Raw genomic sequence first — 16,893 nt, 5'->3', positions numbered from 1 at the left:
CTTCCGCTCCGCTACAGCCGCTTCCCCGCTGCCGAGAGCGTCCAGCCTCAACCATGAGGCTTTTTATTCAAACCAACTGGCCCCTTTTTAAACCGGTGCCTGGCCCAATTTTATCCCGGCGTTGACATACAATCACTGTCCGCACCGGCAAGGGCCTTCACGTCTACTTCCAGCACCCCGGCGACAAGTTGGGGAATCGGGCAGGCGTGCGCCCTGGCTGGGATATTCGCGGTGATGGCGGCTACGTTGTCGCACCGGGCAGCACGCACCCCTCCGGTGCGCAGTACGCGTGGCAAGACCCGCCCCCAATGTTCGATCTGGCGCCGATGCCGGATTGGCTGGTGCAGATGCTGGCCGAACCGGAAGCGGGCCAGGCAACGCGTAGACATATGCCTACGCACGACCGTACCGAGGCATGGGCGCAGGCAGCGTTGCGTAACGAGCTTGCCGACCTGGCGAATGCGCCGCAGGGGCAGCGCAACAAGGCACTGAACAACGCGGCGCTCAAGCTGGCGCAGATTGTGGCAGGCGGGCACCTGGGCGAAGCTGAGGTGAAGCGCAGGCTTGCAGCGACCGCAACGGCGATGGGCCTTGAGGCCGACGAGATCGGGCCGACGATTGATAGCGGCTTTGCCAAGGGCAGCACCGAGCCGCGCAACCCACCCGAGCGGGAACGGGCCAACCGTTCACATAAGAACACGGATGGCGAGCGCGCTGATCCCGAGACGGGCGAAATCTTCACTCTCGACGGCGACGTGTCGGAGGATGCGATTGCGCAGGCGTTCACTTCCCGGTTCCGTGACACGCTGCGCTATGACCACACGGCAAAGGCGTGGTTCGAGTGGGATGGCACCCGCTGGAAGATGGACGGGCGCGACCGCGCATTCAGCTATGCCCGCGAGCTGGGGCGCATCCTGAGCCGTGGCGACAAGGGCGAGCGTGGTTTGCGCCGGGCTTCCGTCGCTGCCGGGGCCGAGCGGTTTGCCCGTGCAGACCCGGTGCACGCGGTGGACGCCAGCGTTTGGGATACGGACCTGATGGCGCTGGGCACACCTGCCGGAACGCTGGACCTCAAGACCGGCAAGCTGCGCAGGGCCGATCCTGTCGATTATATCACGAAGCAGACGGCAGTAGCGCCGGAAAGCGGAGAGCCTGCCCTGTGGCTGGCGTTCCTGCGCGATGCTCTCTCCGCCGATGACGAGACGATCCGCTTCCTTCAGCAATGGTGCGGCTATGCGCTCACTGGCCTGACGACCGAGCACGCGCTGTTCTTCATCTACGGGCCGGGTGGCAACGGCAAGAGCGTGTTCCTCAACACGATTGCGGCGATCATGGGTGACTACGCGGTGACGGCGGCAATGGAGACGTTCACGGCGGCTAAGTTCGATCGGCACTCGACCGAGCTAGCCATGTTGGCGGGGGCGCGCATGGTGACGGCCTCCGAAACCGAGGAGGGCAGGGCCTGGGCCGAGGCGAAGGTGAAGCAGATGACGGGCGGCGACCCGATCACAGCGCGATTCATGCACAAGGACAACTTCACGTTCCGCCCGCAGTTCAAGCTCACTATTGCGGGCAACCATGCACCGACGCTGCGCAACGTGGACGACGCCATGCGCCGCCGCTTCAACATCGTGCCGTTCACCGTGAAGCCCGCAAAGCCTGATCGCCAGTTGGAGGAGAAGCTGCGCGCCGAGCACGGCAAGATTCTTGGCTGGGCAATCAAGGGGTGCCTGGACTGGCAGGAACATGGCCTTGTGCGTCCCGCTGCTGTCACCGAGGCAACCGGCGATTACTTCGAGAGCCAAGACCTGTTCGGGCAGTGGATCGCGGAGCGATGCACGGTGGACGCGGGCAAGTGGGAATTGCCGGCACGGCTCTATTCGAGCTGGAGCAGCTATGCACGCGAGGTGGGCGAAGAACCTGGCACCAGCAAATCCTTGTCTGAGAACCTGGCGAAGCGCGGCTTTCGTCGCGCCAAGACCAACGGGCTGCGCGTCTACCGGGGGCTTGAGGCCAAGGCAGAGGGGCTGGCCAATGACTAGGGCAGGGACAGGAGGGACACGTAGGGACGGCAGAAACATAAACTCCACACACACGCACGCGCGTATGCGCGCGTGTGATGGTTTTACCTCTGAGGTGTCCCTGCCCGTCCCTGGTGTCCCTGTCGCACTGCGCCAACTCGCACGCGAGCTATCCCGCCTGCGCCCAGACTGGCGCGATCCCGAACGCTACTTTGAGAACCGATCAGAGCTTGAGCACGCCTTGCGTCGTCTCGCTCGCCAACTGGAGCAATCACGATGACCACACCTATTCTTGAGCAACTGGAGGCGATGGGGCCTGATGCCCTGGATGGCGCGTTGCTCGCTCTCGATACCGTGTCGCGTCCGCTTACCGTCCGGGAGATTGAGGCGGCTATGCTGGGCAAGGGCGTGTCCCGCTCGCAGCGCAAGATCATCAGCAAGGCTATCGAGCGCCTGCATATCATCGCAGTGGTGGGGCCTGAGCATGGCTGACTATCCGTACAACACCGCCGCGTGGCAGCGACTGCGCTTGGCGCACCTTGCTATCGAGCCGATGTGCAGGGGATGCCGGAAGATGGGGAAGCTCGCCCCCGCCAACGTCGTGGATCATATCACGGCGATCAGCGAGGGCGGGCCTGCTTTTCCCGGCCATGATGGCTTAGCATCGTACTGCGCGCCTTGCCACAACCGGAAGACCGCACGCGGGGCAGAGGCTGGGGCAGCACGCACGAGCAAGCCTATGCGGGGGTGCGATGCTGACGGCAACCCGCTCGACCCTGCGCATCCGTGGTCTGGAAAATCGCTCAGGGCTGACCGCACTGGACCGCTGCTGGACCCGCAAAATCAGTTAGTTCATGAAAACCGCGTGAAAGGTGAACGATAATGGGCGCTAGAGGACCGGGCTCTGGCAAGCTCAAGGCGGTGGCCGCGCGTGCGCCTGCCGTTGTCAAACACCCGTGGGAAAAGGACGGGATGCCGGCCGCTGATCGCGTGCTGGCGTTCCTGGGCACGTTGCCGATCGTGTCGGGCCTGCGCGCTGGCGAGACCATGGAGGTGCTCGACTTTCAGGAGCGGTTCGTGCGCGGCGTCTATGCCGAGAACGAAGGCGAGCGCCTGGTGCGCTTGGCTGGGCTCTCAGTGGCTCGCGGCAACGGCAAGAGCGGCCTACTGGCTGGCTTGTCCCTCGCTCACCTCCTGGGACCGATGATCGAACCCTACGGCGAGTGCTACGCGGCTGCGCTCGATCGTGAACAGGCGAGCGTGCTCTACCGCATGACCTGCGCCTACATCTACGAGGTGCCCTGGATGGCAGCGCGGGTGAACATCCGCGACCAGACGAAGGAGATCACCGACCACGAAAGCGGCTCGCTCTGGCGGGCGCTCACGTCCGATGCGCGCAAGGCTCACGGCCTGGCACCGTCGTTCTGGGTGGCTGACGAGGTGGCGCAATGGCGGTCCCGTGAGCTGTGGGACAACCTGCGCACCGGCATGGCCAAGCGCAAGCACGCGCTGGGGGTGACGATCAGCACGCAGGCTGCGGACGACCTGCATTTCTGGTCCGAGATGCTGGACGCGGAACCTATGCCGAGCGTCTACACGCAGCTTCACGCGGCACCCGACGATTGCGCCCTGGACGACCGCGAAGCCTGGGCGGCGGCCAATCCGGCGATGGGCGCGTTCCTGAACGAGAGCGAGTTCGCGGACGCGGCGGCAATGGCCATGCGCTCGCCTTCCTTCGCACCGGCCTTCCGCCTGCTGAACCTCAATCAGCGGATCGCGGCCGAGGGCAGGTTCATCGAGCAAGCCGAGTGGGAGGCGAATGCCGAACCCTTCGACGCGACCGAGCTAGAGGGGCAGCGGTGCTATGGCGGGCTCGATCTATCCAGCACACGGGATCTTACCGCCCTGGCTCTCTACTTCCCGGACGCGGGCAAGGTGCTTGTCTGGCACTGGCTCCCCAAGGACACGATCGCGGTTCGGGTGGAGCGTGACCGTGTGCCATATGACCGCTGGGCCGCTGATGGCTGGGCCGAGGTGACGGTGGGCAATGCGCGCGACGACCTCGCCATCGCGCTCCAGCTCGCGGACATTCGCAGCCGGTACGACGTGCAGGGCATCGCCTTCGACCGCTGGCAGATCGCGCGCCTCAATAAGCTGTTGAGCGACGAAGGCATAGACCTGCCGATGAAGGAGTTCGTGCCTGGCTTCAAAAGCTACGCGGCGGCGGTGGATGCCTTCGAGCGCGCGGTGCTGGAGCGCAAGATGCAGCACAACGGCAACCCGCTAATGCGCTGGCAGGCTGGCAATGTGATCGTGGAGACCGACCCGGCCGGCAACCGCAAGCCGACGAAGAGCAAGAGCTTCGACCGTATCGACGGCATCGTGTCGGCAATCATGGCCTGCGGCCTCGCCGCTACTGACGAAGGGCCGGCCGTTTACAAGGGCGCGGGCCTGATGTGGGTTTAGTCAATGCCTTGAGAGAGGTAGAAATGATCCGAGACCCTCAACTCTCTTTCTTGCCAGACTTCGTGAAGAATCTCAGTACAGCGACAATAGCAGTGGCGATCAATGTGGTTATGATGATCGGAGCCTGATTATCTGGCGCCTGATCAGCAACTACATTCATAAACAAAAACCATGCAACGGCCGAGCCGATCAAACTAATTGGTAGGACTGCTTTATCATTTACCTGCCCGCGCAATAAGCGTGAGATAATAAATGACAGGATGTAGATAACGACTACCTCTATAAAGACCCACATTATCAGCACTTAAATCTCCGAGCTTTGCAAAATGCCTATTTATGTTGTGCGGTGGTATTCGGCTTGGACAATGCTTCTTGCAACAAAGACCTAATCGCCTGTGGGCGCGAAGGCGCTATTTCTTGTCGATCAATCCATGCGTCAAGCGCCGCGAGCTGATCGGGCTGGAGGCGGACGCCAACGAGCGTTCCAATCCCCGTTCGCGGGCGACCCCCATGGTTTTTGTTATCAGCCGTTGACGTTGCCATAAGGTTTTTGATAGCAGCGATGCGAGCCGAACGAAAGCGTCAACTTTCGCCCGGCTCTGACCACAAACGTTCTGGAGGAACGATCATGGCTACCACTTCCCTACGGGCGGAATCCGCCTGCGTCACCCCTGCAAGCATCTTCGATGAGCGTCTGACTGCCTACCGCATAGCGAAGGCAGAGATGGACTTGCATCAGGCGCGTCAAACAGATGGGTACGACGAAGAATACCAGCGCGCAGGCGATCACCTTGTGGATCAGCACACGGAGATCATGGACTGCCTGCTGATGACACCCTGCGTCGATCAGCGCGATCTATGGAATAAGATCGACGTGATCGTGCGCGAAGAGGTCCACGACAACTGGCGCATGGCGAGCGAGATCATGGCAATGCTTCGGTGCGATGCCGACCGCTTGCTCGACCGCTCTCGCCCTCTTCCTGCTCGGGCTCTCGCGGCAGTCACGTAAAAGGGTTGACGCGGGCGCGTCATGTGCTAATGCGGTCGCGTTAGGCAGGAGTGCGCCCGTGTTTCACTACGATTATGAGACCCCGAAATATCCGATCCGCGAGGCAGCGGCGGCGGCTGGTTTCCAGTTGAACACGCTTCGCTCGCTCTATCAGCGCGGGCACTTCCGCGTCGTCGGCGGCGTAGAGGCGCAGGCTCGTGGCCTAGGTCATACGCTGAACCTGCGGGACATCATGCACGTTGCCGTCGCTAAGAGGCTGATGGACGTGGGCGTTCATGCCAAGGATGCTTTCGAGGCGGCAACCCGGTTCGCTCACACCGGCACCGGCGGCTCGGGCTGGGCCGGCGAGCCGATGAAGGGGCCGTTCCGTGTTCCGGCCGGAATGTTCTCGGACGGTAAGGCCGAGCTTTTCACGGTGCTGATCTACTTTGCATCGAGCGGGCAAAACCGCGTCGTGCCGATGGACAAGCATGTGCTCGACTTCTCGACCCTGTTCATCAACCGCGAAACAGGACAGCGCGAGAACCCGCTGCTCATCTTCCTTAATGACGTCGAGCGCGCGGTATTCACCGCCCTGAACGTGCGTGCAGAGCGCATCGACGAATGACGAAATCGCCGCTCCCCACGGCGTCCTCCGCCGCGTCTGGCACTGAGGAAGGGGTGCACCCCATGGGGACGAATCGCCATCGCCGCGAGGCAGACGGCAATCACCGAGCGGGGGCCGCGTGCCCCCGCCAGTTTGAAGGACTGAGCAAATGAAGACTGCGGACCTGATGGAACAGCGGGCGGCCATTGTGGACCGCATGAACGCTGCTCATACCTCTGACGACAACACCGCTTTTGAGGCGGCAGAAACCGAGCTGCGTGCTCTGGACGGCAAGATCGAGCGGCAGAAGAAGATCGACGCTGCGGAGCGTTCCGAAACCGGGCGCGTCCTGGCTGGTGATCGCGGCGACTATCCCGAGCTGCGCAATCAGTCGCTGCGCGAGACAATCGCCTACCGCATCGACCCGCACGCCCTCCCGGCTGAGACGCGCGCCAAGGTGGAACGCGAACAGGCAATGCTTGCCGAGCGTGCCGGAACCAAACCCAACGGCATGTTCATCGGCACCGAGCTTTTCGAGAAGCGTGTGCAGACGACCGGCAATTCCGGTGCGATCCTGCCGACCGACTTCCGCCCCGATCAGTTCGTGTCGGCTCTCACGGCAACGGCGGCGCTTACCTCGCTGGGTGCAACCACGCTTTCGGGCCTCACGGGCAACGTGGAAATCCCGCGTGAAACCGGCTCCCCGAATGTGGGCTGGGTGGCCGAGAACACCGCGCTCCCGACCGGCAACGCCACGTTCGATTCGCTCACCCTTTCCCCGCACCACGTTGGCGTTATCAGCGAGATCAGCCGCAACATGGTGATGCAGGCCAGCCCTTCTATCGAACAGCTCCTCCGCCAGATGATGGCCCGCGATATCGCGCTGGAGATCGACCGCGCTGGCCTGGCGGGCACTGGAACCGGAGCGGAGCCTCGCGGTATCCTGAACGACCCCGACGTGCCGGTTGTGCCGTTCGATACGGACCTGTTCACCACAACCGCCGAAATGATTACGACCGCCGATCTGGCGAACGTGACGGGCGGACGCGGCTTCCTCTCGACGAATGGCGTCAAGGGCATGGCCCTCAAGCTGCGCGACGCCAACGAGCGGGCAATCCCGCTGTCGGAAACCTTCCACGGCGAGACGGCCCTGTTCACCAATCAGGCCCCGGCAGACCTGGGCACCGGCACCGACGAGCACGCGCTTGTCTACGGCAACTGGTCGGACTTCCTGATCGGCATCTGGTCGCAGCTCGACATTCTCGTGAACCCCTATGCGGAAACCGCCTACTCCAAGGGCAACATCCTGATCCGCGCCATGGCGACGGTGGACTTCGGCGTGCGCCGTCCTGCCTCGTTCGCCAAGGCTTCCGGCGTGACGGTGGCCTGATGGGCACGGCGGCACCCCTTGAGCGGCGGGCCTTTTCGGAGGTCCGCACCGCTGGGCGGCGGCTTGAGGGCTATGCCGCCACGTTCGCGGGCACGGCTGATCTGGGAGGCTTTCAGGAGCGCATTGCGCCTGGGGCCTTCCGCCCGGCCCTTGCTGGCGATGTTCTGGCTCTGCTCGACCACGACGCGGGCAAGGTGCTTGGGCGTACCCGTTCGGGCACCCTGCGGCTCTCTGAGGACACGAGAGGGCTGGCGTTCTCGCTCGACCTTCCCGACACGCAGGCGGGGCGCGACGTGCTCCTGCTTGCCGAGCGTGGCGACCTTGGCGGCATGAGCTTTGGCTTCACGGTGCCCAAGGGCGGCGATAGCTGGGACGGCAACACCCGCACGCTGCGCTCTGTGGACCTGCGCGAGATCAGCGTAGTTTGCGCCTGGCCCGCTTACGAGGGCACCGAGATAGCGCTGCGCAACCGTACCGATAGCGGTACAGTTGAACGCCGCGTTCGCGCTCTCAAGCTGGCGGAGGCGCGCGCATGGGCCTGATGGACCGTATGGCTTCCTTTATGGGTTACGAGCGCCGCGACGACGCATCGCCGCTCGATCCCTCCTGGCAGGCCCTTTCCTCGAATGTCGGCTATCCGAGCGTGATGAGCGCCCGCATGGCCGAGAACCTTTCTGCGGTGCTGGCGTGCGTGAACGCAATCAGCACGGCGCTCGCCTATGTCCCCGCGCTGGTGTACCGCCGCGAGGGCGACAACCGCGTTGAAAGCCCTTCGCATCCCGTCTCCCGGCTCGCGCGCGGCCAGCTCGCCATGCGCATGACCTGGCCCGATGTAATCGAGCACTGGATTGCCTCGGCTCTGCTGACGGGCAACGGGCTTGTCGAGATCGTGCGCAGCGGCAACGGGCAGGTGTCCAACCTGGTCTATGTGCCGTGGCAGCATGTGACGGTACAGGAGCTTTCGAGCGGTCGGCTGGCCTATGACGTAGGCGACGGCAAGGGCAGCGTGCGCCGGCTCCTGGAGGGCGAGGTGCTGCACCTTCGGGACCGTACCGACGATGGCTTACTGGGCCGCTCTCGGCTCGCTCGCTCTGCCGATACGGTGCAGGGCGTGGACCTCGCGAATCGCCATGCCCGCGAGTTCCTGCGCAACGGCGCTTCCCCGTCTGGGCTGATCGAAGTTCCCGGTACGATGACGGCGGAGCAGCGCACTGGCCTGCGCGACCAGTTCAACGAGCACCACGGCGGCGCGGGCAACGCTGGCAAGACGCTGGTGCTCGACGGCGGCATGACCTTCAAGGCGGCTCAAATCTCCCCCGAGGATGCGGAGCTTCTGGCAACGCGCCAGTTCGGCGTTGTGGAAATCTGCCGCCTCTTTGGCGTGCCCCCGCCGATCATTCAGGATTACACGAACAACACGTTCACAAACGCGGCGCAGGCGGGCTTGTGGTTCGCGACCTTCTGCCTTTCGCCCTGGGCACGCAAGATCGAGGCCGAGTTCTCGCGCTCGCTGTTCCCTTCCGGTGGCCCTTACGAGCTTGAGCTGGATCTGTCGGGCTTCCTTCGCGGCGACCCGGCGACCCGCTGGAACGCGCACAAGATCGCGATCGAAACGGGCGTGCTCGACCCCGAAGAGGTGCGGCAGGTGGAAGGCTGGAATCCGCGTCAGGGAAGAAAAGTAGACGCCACCCCGGCAGGTGAGGGAGAACAGGCCAATGGCTGACATAGTGACCCTCGACGAAGCGAAAGCGTGGCTGCGCGTGCTGCATGACCACGAGGACGCATTGATCCTTTTGCTGGTTGCGGCGGCTTCTGAGGCTGTCCTGGAGACGGCTGACGGCTGGGACGGCACGGGCGAAGTTCCCGACCGCCTCAAGCTGGCCTGTCTGGCACGCTTGGCCGTGGCCTATGACGACCGCGTGAACGTCAGCGCGGGCACGGGTGAGGACCGCCTAGTGCAGCCTTTCCGGGTGCTGGCTATCTGATGGCACGCCTCCGCACCGCACAGGAGGTTGCCGAGGAAATCGGCATCACCGCCTCAACGGTGCGGTGGATGCGCACACAGGGCCTGCCTGCGGTCAAGCTGGGCAAAGCATATCTGTTCGAGATGGACGATGTGCACGCCTTCATCGACTCACGAAAGGAATCATCATGCCCCGCCCCAACCGAGGTGCCTCGCTTGAGTTCATTGCAGAACGAGGCAAGTTCTACGTCGTCTGGTTCGAGGCAGGCCGGAAGCGCAAGCGCAGCACAGGCACGTCAGACAGCCGAGAGGCTGAAGCGTACCTCTCGCAGTTCATCGCAGAGCGTCACCGCGCCGCGCGACCAGCCGGGCCACGTGATCCGGGGCAATTTCTGATTGCCGAGGCTTTGGACTACTACGGCACCGAGCACGCGCCGATGACCGCCGCTCCCGAACGCATCGCCTACGCCATGATCCCCTTGCTCGACTTCTGGGGGGAGCGTGCGGTGGGCGACGTTACCAAAGAGACGTGCCGAGCTTACAATCGCTGGCGCAATCGGTCGGCAGGGACTGTCCGCAAGGAGCTTTCCATCCTGCGCGCCGCGTTCAACTTCGCGGTCGAAAATGGAAGGCTCACCCGTGCGCCGTTTGTGGAGCTGCCGGAAGCGCCCGAGGGCAAAGACCGCTGGCTGACTAAGACCGAGGCAGCCCGCTTCCTGGAAGCCGCTCGCACGGGGCGCAGCGACGTTCGGCTCTACCTTCCGTTGTTCATCATGATCGCGCTCTACACTGGCGCTCGCAAGGGGGCGATCCTGTCGCTTCGCTGGCACCAGGTGGACCTTGAGGCGCGCCGCATCGACTTCAACGCAGTTGGAGAGCGCAGGACAGCCAAGCGCAAGGTTCGGGGGCAGCCGATCCCGGACCGCCTCTACACGGCATTGCGCCTGGCGAGGAGGCGCGGCAGCGACCTGGGCTTTGTCGTCCACGATAAGGGGCGGCGCATCAAGGACATTGGCGATAGCAGTTCGGGCAGCTTTGGTTCTGCCTGCTCCCGCGCTGGTCTGGAGGAAGTGTCCCCGCACACCCTGCGCCACACCTGCGGGACGTGGATGGCTCAGAGGGGCGTTGCCATGCACGAAATCGCTGGCTGGCTGGGCCACACTACGGCCCGCACGACCGAGCTTTATGCCCATCATCATCCCGACTTCATGGAGAACGCCCGCCGCGCTGCGGACAGGCGATAAGGAGCGTGTCAGTTATGTGTAAGCAACGTGCCTATGTTCCGGCACTGTTCACGGGGGTAAACCGTGAATCTGCGCGGAGAAATGGCGCAATTCCGGCCTTGGAGTGTTCTCCGAAGGCAGAGGCCACAGGTTCGAATCCTGTCGGGTGCGCCATTTTCTTCCTCTTCGGTCTCAAGGCACTAACGGCCCCGCCCGGCTGTTTGCGGGTGCGGCCACTCAGACTTTCACGAGATGGGGTGTGTCCACCCGGACCGGCTCGAGGTCTACCGTAGACGGCTGCGCTTCCACGATGCCCGGCTCCGGGACGCGGAAGAACTTGGCCTTCGCCGCGCGGCGTCCCAGGCTTTCGCTCGACGACAGGCTGATGAGCCAGGGCGAGAGGAATAGGCCGGCGATGATCGGCAGCAGCCAGAGCGCGGTCATCGTGTCGAGGAACACCGTGGCGGTAAAGGCGGCGCCAAGCAGCAGGTGCTCGCGCAGGTCCGGCAGCACTTCCCGGATCGTGATGCGGCGCGCGTCGCGAGTCTGCGTGTTCCACCCGGCGGAGATGCCGAGAAGCAGGCCCAGCAGGGCTTTGGTCTGCGTCACCATGGTGATGGGCGCAAGCAGCATGCTCAGCACGATTTCCAGCGCCACCGAGCGGATGATTCCGGAAGCGCCGCCAAAGCTCCGGCGGCGGTCCCGGTCGGCCAGCATCCAGATCAGCCCCATGATCTTGGGGCCGAAAAGCAGAGTCACCGTGAGCGCGAGCACGCTGGGCGGTGCGAGCGTGATGAAGCCTCCGGTACCCTGCGTCGCCACCTGCCCGATCATCGTCAGGATCAGCAGCAGCCAGCCCGGCGAAGTGAGATAGGCTGAGGCGCCGATGAGGAGGTGTAGACGACTGGTCCAGTGGAGGCCCGAGGCGCCGAGCAGTTGCAGGTGCTGCAGGTTGCCCTGCATCCAACGCCGGTCGCGAATGGCCAGGTCGACGATCGTGGGCGGGAACTCTTCGTAGGAGCCGCCGATCATGACCATGTGGACCGCCCAGCCGCGGCGCCGGAGCAAGGCGGACTCGAACATGTCATGGCTGAGGATGTGCCCGCCGAACGGCGGTTTGCCCGGAAGTTCCGGAAGGCCGCAGGATTGGGCGAAGGCACGGGTGCGCACGATCGCATTGTGGCCCCAGAAGTTCGCTTCCGCCCCGGACCACCACAGCAGCCCGGCGCTTGCGATCGGCCCGTAGGCCTCGCTGGCGAACTGCATCCAGCGCTGAAACAGCGTGCGGGCGTTGGTGATCATCGGCACCGTCTGCAGCAGGCCGATGGACGGGCGCTCCTCCATGATAGAGGCCATACCCACGATGGTCTCGCCGCTCATCATGGAATCGGCATCGAGCACCAGCATGTTCTCGTAGGATCCGCCGAAACGCGTCACCCACTCCGCGATGTTGCCGGGCTTGCGGGCGATGTTCTTCTCGCGCCGGCGATAGTAGACCTTGATCGGAGCGTGCGCCGCGAGTTCCGCCCACGCGGCTTCTTCGCGCTTGCCGTGGAACGGGTTGGAATCGCTGAGGACGAAGAAGTCGATCCAGGCCGCGCCGCCGGCCTCGGCAATCGAGTAGGCCATCGCCCGCACGCGCGCGAACACCTCCTCGACGCTTTCGTTGTAGACCGGCATCAGCACCGCCGTCTTGTGGCGGAGGCTGGATGCGGGGCTCGGCAGGGCAGTGAAGCCCGGGTGTTCGCCGGTGATCAGCTTGAGAAAGCCCATAGTCGCAGTCACGAAGCCAAAGGATATCCAGCAGAACAGCGGCACAAAGAACACCAGGAGAGCGACCTCGACCCAGTCCAGGCCGTCGCGCGAAAGCTCCATCCGGACTGTGCTGGACGCGGCAAGCCCGATCACGGCCGTCAGCGCGATGAGCAGCGCACGCTTTATGAGCATCCCCTGCGGCGCAGTAAGGACTTCCCGTGCCCCCGGGGGGTTGCCCCACAGGTTCTGGACCGGCATCGCCATCGGCGATTCGGCCGGTAGCATCGGCAGGTGGCTCATGGGCGTCGAACTCACGTTTCTATGGCCTTGATAACGGTTTCGGTGAGGGCAGAGTTGCCGCGCTTCAGGAACAGGCGAAATTCAGAGCGGTTAAGGGCGGACGAACGCACGTCGAGCATGGCGCGCCAACGTCCTTCCGAGCCGGCGACAGGATAAGCCACGGCCGCCACGATCGCTTCCCCGGGCAGATCCGTTTCGGCCGTGACGCCGCTACTGCGGCCAAGACCGGAAAGGGAGGGGCCGCTGAAATCAAAGACGAACTTGCGCACTCCCTGCAGCGGGGGTGACCCGGGCGCTCCCCCCGGTCCATCATAGACATCGAGGCAGCGTGCCGCGCGATCGGCCGTCGGATCGTTGGAAGTCCAGGTAAGCCGGTAGGCGAAGTCCCGGCGCTGCCCGGCCCGTGCGGGCCGGTCGCTGCGCCAGAACAGCGCGATGTTGTCGAGCGTCTCGCTGCTGGTGGGCATCTCGTAGAGGCCCACGGCTCCCGGTCCCCAGTCGCCCCTGGGTTCGACCCAGAGTGACGGCCGGCGATCGTAGAAGACGCCGTCGTCCTGATAATGCTCGAAGACCTGATCCCTCTGCAGCAAGCCGAAGCCTTTCGGCGCATCGGCGCGGAAGCTGTGCAGGCGGGCGACCGACGGGTTTTCCAAAGGCCGCCACACCCGTTCCCCGTCGGCCGCCCAGATGGCAAGCCCGTCGGAGTCGTGGATCTCGGGCCTCCAGTCGGCACGGGAACGGGACGGGTTGGATTGATCGTACCAGAACATGCTGGACGCGGCGGCGATGCCGAGTTGTTCGACGTCGCGGCGCAGGAACAGCGATGCCGTCACGTCCTGCGTGACGCCCTGCGCAGTCTTGCGGCAGTCGAAGACATAAGCGCCGGTCAGGCTCGGTCCATCGAGCAGCGCGTGAATGCGCACGCTGTCGGTGCCGGTCTGCTCTATCCAGAACCGGGTGAAGTCCGGGAATTCCTCGCCCTTCGCCAGCCCCGTGTCGATGGCAACGGCGCGGGCCGAAAGGCCGTACTGATCGCGTGAGCCGGAGGACCGGAAATAGCTTGCCCCCTGGAAGGCCAGCCAGTCGCTGCGGTTCGTTCCGTCCATCACTCGAAAGCCGACCGCATCCGTATTGAGGCCACCGACGAAGAGCCCGCTGGTGTCCACGATCTCCCGCGCCTGCCCGCCCTCGACAACGGCAATACGCACCGGCTTTGGTGCCGTGTTGCGGACGGCGGGGAAGAGCCGGATGTTTCCAGCGATATTCGCGGCATCGCCGTAAGTGAGCTTGCCGGCCGCGTCATAGTCAGCGGCGGCGCGGGTCGATGCCGGGATCGGCTGGTGCGGCTTGCGGGCAAGAGTCCGCGCCTGCGCCACCAGGCGATCCCACGAGAAGGGCTGCGGATTTCCGAGCTGGCGCGCAGTCGCGGCCCTCAAGCCGCCCGGAAGGGAAGTGGCGGCTGCGGCCGCTGCAAGCAAACCCAGGGCCGTTCGGCGCGGCATGTGAGCGGTGTCGTTTGCGATGGCGTTCACCCTTGCTGGCGAGTTCTGGTCGAGTGCCCATACGCACGGGCCCCTCTATTGTTGCCGCACGAACCTTTCAGCGCGCTGGCTGCCGTGCTCCGGCCGCCGCATCTCGCCAACCGATGATCGCTTGATCGCCCGGTTTGAGGCCACTGGCGAAGACTTCCGTGTGCTTCCCGTCGCTGCCGCCCACGGTGACATAGACGCGGCGGGGCTCGCCGCCATCCAACACATAGATTCGCTCGCGCCGCTGCGCGTTGCGGCTGCCCGGTTCAAATTCCAGCGCGGCGTCGGGCACCAGCAGGACGTTGCGGCGCTCGGGCAGACGGATCTCCACTGTCGCCGCCATTCCCGGGCGAATATCGGGGCCGGGCCGGGCAAGCGTGAACACCGCACGCCGCGGCGCCGTGGATGGAGCAGGCGGAACCCGTAGGAGGGTAAGCGTCGCCGGGTGGACCTGATCGGGCGCGGCATCGAGCCGGATCTGCGCCGGCGTTCCCGCCTCAAGCGGGCCGGGTTGTGCGCTGAGCGGCACTTCGATGGTCAAGGGCGCAGTGCCCTGCGCGATCGTGAACAGGGGCTGGCGTTCGGCGATGATCTGTCCCTGCCGCACATGACGCACTGCCAGCGTGCCCGAAACTGGAGCCTTCACGTGTGAGCCCGCCTTGCGGGCCTCGGCATCCGAGACCCGCAGCTCGGCCCGCTTTACGTCGGCGCGGGCGGTGGAGACCGCCAGGTCGGCCTGCCGGGCATCGGCGCGCGCGCGTTCGATCTCGTTGAGTGAGGGCGCCCGTCCACCCGAACGACGCCAGACACTTTCGTAGCGCGCAAGACGGGAGCCTGTGTCCTGCGCGGCGACCTCTGCGGCCTGAAGAAGGGATCGGGCACCGGTCAGCTGCGCGCGGGCATCCGCGATCAGGGCATCGACGTCTCCGGCATCGATGATGGCGAGGAGTTCCCCTTTCTCCACCTCCGCATCGCTCTTGGCGGAAATCCAGGTGATGCGTCCCGGGAGCTTTGACCCGACGGTAACTTCGCCCGAGCCGCGGATTTTGCCGCGTTCGGACACCAGAGGGAGCAGATTTCCTCGCTCCACCGGTGTGGAATAGTACGGTGAGTCCTCACCACTCACGAACCGGATGAGAAAGACCACCGCGCCCAGCGCGGCCAGGGTGAGGACCAGGAGGCTGAGCCAGTGGCGCAGCACGCCGCGGGGAGCCGCACCGAGGAGGGCGTCGAGCGGCGTATGCTCGTTCCGTTCAGTCACAGCCGGCAGTTACCGTTATGGTGGCATCGGATGACAGGGAGGCGGGGCCGACGACCGGCTCCAGGCCTTCACGCGCCCAGCGTTCATCCTGTCCGGACCAGATGTCCAGGGTCGTGGCGACGCGGTCGGCCCGTGCGCTGACCAGCGCCAGCTCCACCGCAAGCGCGGCGGCTTCCGCGACATAAAGTGTCGCGAAGCTGCCGACCCCTTCCCGATAGGCTGTGCGGGCGTCCTTGACGGTGCGGCGGGCTTCGGAAAGGGACTGGCTCAGGCGAGCTTCCCGCAGGATGGCATCGGCCAGACCCGCTCGCCGGGGCTCGCCCGGACCAGCGACCGCCAGCGGGTCCACGGGAGGATCCGGAAGAACGCCGGGAGAACCCAGCTTGCCGGCGAGCGCCTCCGGTCGATCCCCTACGAGGCGCGCGAGCTCGGCGATGGCGTGGCTGGATCGCCCTTGCGCAAAGCCAAGTTCACCCGCCATGGCTTCGCCTTGGGATCGGGCAAGCGAGCCATCGATCGCAGGAACGAGGCCGGCCTCCCGCCGAAACCGGGCGACCTGCGCATTGTCCTTGTATTGGGCGATGAGAGAAGAGCGCAGCGCAGCGTCCTGCTGCAGGCGCCGGACGTCGATATAGGCAAGTGCGATTCGCCGGGCGAGCCGCAGTCGCTCCGAGGCAACGCGCTCCACCTTGGCGTCTCTCAACCGCGGGATGTCCTCACGGCTCCGGGCGCCCAACAGTTTGCCAAGCCTGGTGCCCAGACGCTGCGCGTCCTCCGCCGTCTCCTGATCGAATTGACGCAATGCGCCGATGCGGCAAGCGACCTCGGGACTCTGGTCGAGACCCTGCTGCACCAGAGTGGCAAGAACCGGGTCTCCGGCTTCACGCCACCAGGGTGCCGCTGCCGCAATTGCCGGGTGAGCCGCCGCCGAGGCGTCCTGCTCCACCGGCGCGCTGACCGGTCTGCCGCCTTGGCTTGCGCAACCCGCGCAGGCGAGCAGCACCAGCATGAGGGCCGGGCCCGCCGTGCGCCCGCGATATATCAACGTCCTAGACACCGGCATCCGATAGCACCTGACCCCGTCGAAGCAATCATGCTGCAACGCCGAACGCAGGAATCGCCGCTTAGTGGCAAACGGATCCTGGATTGCGCCATCCTTGTCGATGATCGGGCAGGCCAGCCCATTCCGGATCGGCACGCGGAACTCGAAAACCGCAGAAAACAGCGAGACGATCATTTTTATGAAACATTTTTGAAATTAGTGTTTGACCGAATCGCGGGGTCACCTTAGAGGGCGCTTCACCGCAGCGGACCACACGGTTTTGCAGCGGTCGCCAAGAGAGACGGACAGCTGGTTTCCCCCGGTCGCAAGAAAGGGGGAGCGATGGTT

General features: G+C 64.7%; 16 protein-coding genes and 1 pseudogene. 12 read left to right on the top strand and 5 right to left on the bottom strand.

Translation table 11 applies throughout. The features are described 5' to 3' along the window. Positions 1-131 precede the first annotated feature (131 nt). The 4 genes from C2R25_RS14755 to C2R25_RS14740 all read left to right on the top strand — a co-directional run bounded on the left by C2R25_RS14755 (position 132) and on the right by C2R25_RS14740 (position 4,487). A complete protein-coding gene (locus tag C2R25_RS14755; protein WP_255400463.1) occupies positions 132-2,042 on the top strand; it encodes a phage/plasmid primase, P4 family in 1,911 nt (636 codons plus the stop codon). Between the two features lie 255 nt (positions 2,043-2,297). Further along, positions 2,298-2,513 carry a hypothetical protein gene (locus C2R25_RS14750; protein WP_103729940.1) on the top strand — a complete coding sequence of 72 codons (216 nt, stop codon included), beginning with the start codon at positions 2,298-2,300 and terminating at the stop codon, positions 2,511-2,513. Beyond that, the gene (locus C2R25_RS21330) at positions 2,506-2,904 is read left to right on the top strand and encodes an HNH endonuclease (RefSeq protein ID WP_103729939.1); all 399 of its coding nucleotides are present in this window, start codon (positions 2,506-2,508) and stop codon (positions 2,902-2,904) included. The genes C2R25_RS14750 and C2R25_RS21330 overlap by 8 nt, the downstream gene beginning before the upstream one ends. Continuing rightward, positions 2,904-4,487, top strand: coding sequence for a terminase large subunit (locus C2R25_RS14740; RefSeq protein WP_103729938.1), 1,584 nt, complete (start codon positions 2,904-2,906; stop codon positions 4,485-4,487). The genes C2R25_RS21330 and C2R25_RS14740 overlap by 1 nt, the downstream gene beginning before the upstream one ends. Positions 4,488-4,524: 37 nt before the next feature. Here C2R25_RS14740 and C2R25_RS20505 read toward each other — a convergent pair whose 3' ends face one another. Then, a complete protein-coding gene (locus C2R25_RS20505; RefSeq protein ID WP_103729937.1) occupies positions 4,525-4,782 on the bottom strand; it encodes a hypothetical protein in 258 nt (85 codons plus the stop codon). A gap of 333 nt (positions 4,783-5,115) precedes the next feature. Here C2R25_RS20505 and C2R25_RS14725 point away from each other — a divergent pair, with 333 nt between their 5' ends. The 8 genes and pseudogenes from C2R25_RS14725 (at position 5,116) to C2R25_RS14690 (ending at position 10,679) form a co-directional block, all read left to right on the top strand. Continuing rightward, positions 5,116-5,496 (top strand): hypothetical protein, encoded by a 381-nt coding sequence (locus C2R25_RS14725; RefSeq protein ID WP_103729935.1) that lies wholly within the window; start codon positions 5,116-5,118, stop codon positions 5,494-5,496. A 58-nt stretch (positions 5,497-5,554) separates the two neighbouring features. Beyond that, positions 5,555-6,103, top strand: coding sequence for a hypothetical protein (locus C2R25_RS14720; RefSeq protein WP_103729934.1), 549 nt, complete (start codon positions 5,555-5,557; stop codon positions 6,101-6,103). A 148-nt stretch (positions 6,104-6,251) separates the two neighbouring features. Continuing rightward, positions 6,252-7,472 carry a phage major capsid protein gene (locus C2R25_RS14715; RefSeq protein ID WP_103729933.1) on the top strand — a complete coding sequence of 407 codons (1,221 nt, stop codon included), beginning with the start codon at positions 6,252-6,254 and terminating at the stop codon, positions 7,470-7,472. After that, complete coding sequence (locus C2R25_RS14710; RefSeq protein WP_103729932.1) at positions 7,472-8,014, top strand: HK97 family phage prohead protease; 543 nt, start codon at positions 7,472-7,474, stop codon at positions 8,012-8,014. Before C2R25_RS14715 ends, C2R25_RS14710 begins: the two co-directional genes overlap by 1 nt. Further along, the gene (locus C2R25_RS14705) at positions 8,005-9,195 is read left to right on the top strand and encodes a phage portal protein (RefSeq protein ID WP_103729931.1); all 1,191 of its coding nucleotides are present in this window, start codon (positions 8,005-8,007) and stop codon (positions 9,193-9,195) included. Before C2R25_RS14710 ends, C2R25_RS14705 begins: the two co-directional genes overlap by 10 nt. Continuing rightward, a complete protein-coding gene (locus C2R25_RS14700; RefSeq protein ID WP_103729930.1) occupies positions 9,188-9,457 on the top strand; it encodes a head-tail connector protein in 270 nt (89 codons plus the stop codon). The genes C2R25_RS14705 and C2R25_RS14700 overlap by 8 nt, the downstream gene beginning before the upstream one ends. Then, a pseudogene (locus C2R25_RS21325) lies at positions 9,457-9,600 on the top strand (helix-turn-helix domain-containing protein); the annotation flags it as partial. The gene C2R25_RS14700 and the pseudogene C2R25_RS21325, both read left to right, overlap by 1 nt. A gap of 23 nt (positions 9,601-9,623) precedes the next feature. Next, entirely contained in the window at positions 9,624-10,679 is a 1,056-nt protein-coding gene (locus C2R25_RS14690; RefSeq protein ID WP_103729928.1) for a site-specific integrase, read from the top strand. A 216-nt stretch (positions 10,680-10,895) separates the two neighbouring features. Here the strand turns inward: C2R25_RS14690 and mdoH are convergent, their stop codons facing one another. From mdoH to C2R25_RS14670, 4 genes are all read right to left on the bottom strand, one after another. Next, positions 10,896-12,713, bottom strand: a complete 1,818-nt coding sequence (mdoH, locus tag C2R25_RS14685) for a glucans biosynthesis glucosyltransferase MdoH (RefSeq protein ID WP_369825714.1) — start codon at positions 12,711-12,713, stop codon at positions 10,896-10,898. An 11-nt stretch (positions 12,714-12,724) separates the two neighbouring features. Then, the gene (locus C2R25_RS14680) at positions 12,725-14,215 is read right to left on the bottom strand and encodes a glucan biosynthesis protein (protein ID WP_103729943.1); all 1,491 of its coding nucleotides are present in this window, start codon (positions 14,213-14,215) and stop codon (positions 12,725-12,727) included. 97 nt (positions 14,216-14,312) lie between these two features. Next, positions 14,313-15,503 carry an efflux RND transporter periplasmic adaptor subunit gene (locus tag C2R25_RS14675; RefSeq protein WP_103729926.1) on the bottom strand — a complete coding sequence of 397 codons (1,191 nt, stop codon included), beginning with the start codon at positions 15,501-15,503 and terminating at the stop codon, positions 14,313-14,315. Further along, complete coding sequence (locus C2R25_RS14670) at positions 15,496-16,740, bottom strand: RND transporter (RefSeq protein WP_233204020.1); 1,245 nt, start codon at positions 16,738-16,740, stop codon at positions 15,496-15,498. The genes C2R25_RS14675 and C2R25_RS14670 overlap by 8 nt, the downstream gene beginning before the upstream one ends. Between the last annotated feature and the right edge of the window lie 153 nt (positions 16,741-16,893).

Source organism: Novosphingobium sp. HII-3 (assembly GCF_002916655.1).
GTDB lineage: Bacteria > Pseudomonadota > Alphaproteobacteria > Sphingomonadales > Sphingomonadaceae > Novosphingobium > Novosphingobium panipatense.
This window is presented reverse-complemented; position numbering and strand designations above follow the sequence as displayed.

Bases quoted from the DNA above. Each gene is read 5' to 3' on its own strand.
- C2R25_RS14750 (WP_103729940.1), top strand. From the start codon at position 2,298: ATGACCACACCTATTCTTGAGCAACTGGAGGCGATGGGGCCTGATGCC.
- C2R25_RS21330 (WP_103729939.1), top strand. From the start codon at position 2,506: ATGGCTGACTATCCGTACAACACCGCCGCGTGGCAGCGACTGCGCTTG.
- C2R25_RS14740 (WP_103729938.1), top strand. From the start codon at position 2,904: ATGGGCGCTAGAGGACCGGGCTCTGGCAAGCTCAAGGCGGTGGCCGCG.
- C2R25_RS20505 (WP_103729937.1), bottom strand. From the start codon at position 4,782: ATGTGGGTCTTTATAGAGGTAGTCGTTATCTACATCCTGTCATTTATT.
- C2R25_RS14725 (WP_103729935.1), top strand. From the start codon at position 5,116: ATGGCTACCACTTCCCTACGGGCGGAATCCGCCTGCGTCACCCCTGCA.
- C2R25_RS14715 (WP_103729933.1), top strand. From the start codon at position 6,252: ATGAAGACTGCGGACCTGATGGAACAGCGGGCGGCCATTGTGGACCGC.
- C2R25_RS14710 (WP_103729932.1), top strand. From the start codon at position 7,472: ATGGGCACGGCGGCACCCCTTGAGCGGCGGGCCTTTTCGGAGGTCCGC.
- C2R25_RS14705 (WP_103729931.1), top strand. From the start codon at position 8,005: ATGGGCCTGATGGACCGTATGGCTTCCTTTATGGGTTACGAGCGCCGC.
- C2R25_RS14700 (WP_103729930.1), top strand. From the start codon at position 9,188: ATGGCTGACATAGTGACCCTCGACGAAGCGAAAGCGTGGCTGCGCGTG.
- C2R25_RS14690 (WP_103729928.1), top strand. From the start codon at position 9,624: ATGCCCCGCCCCAACCGAGGTGCCTCGCTTGAGTTCATTGCAGAACGA.
- mdoH (WP_369825714.1), bottom strand. From the start codon at position 12,713: ATGAGCCACCTGCCGATGCTACCGGCCGAATCGCCGATGGCGATGCCG.
- C2R25_RS14680 (WP_103729943.1), bottom strand. From the start codon at position 14,215: ATGCCGCGCCGAACGGCCCTGGGTTTGCTTGCAGCGGCCGCAGCCGCC.
- C2R25_RS14670 (WP_233204020.1), bottom strand. From the start codon at position 16,740: ATGATCGTCTCGCTGTTTTCTGCGGTTTTCGAGTTCCGCGTGCCGATC.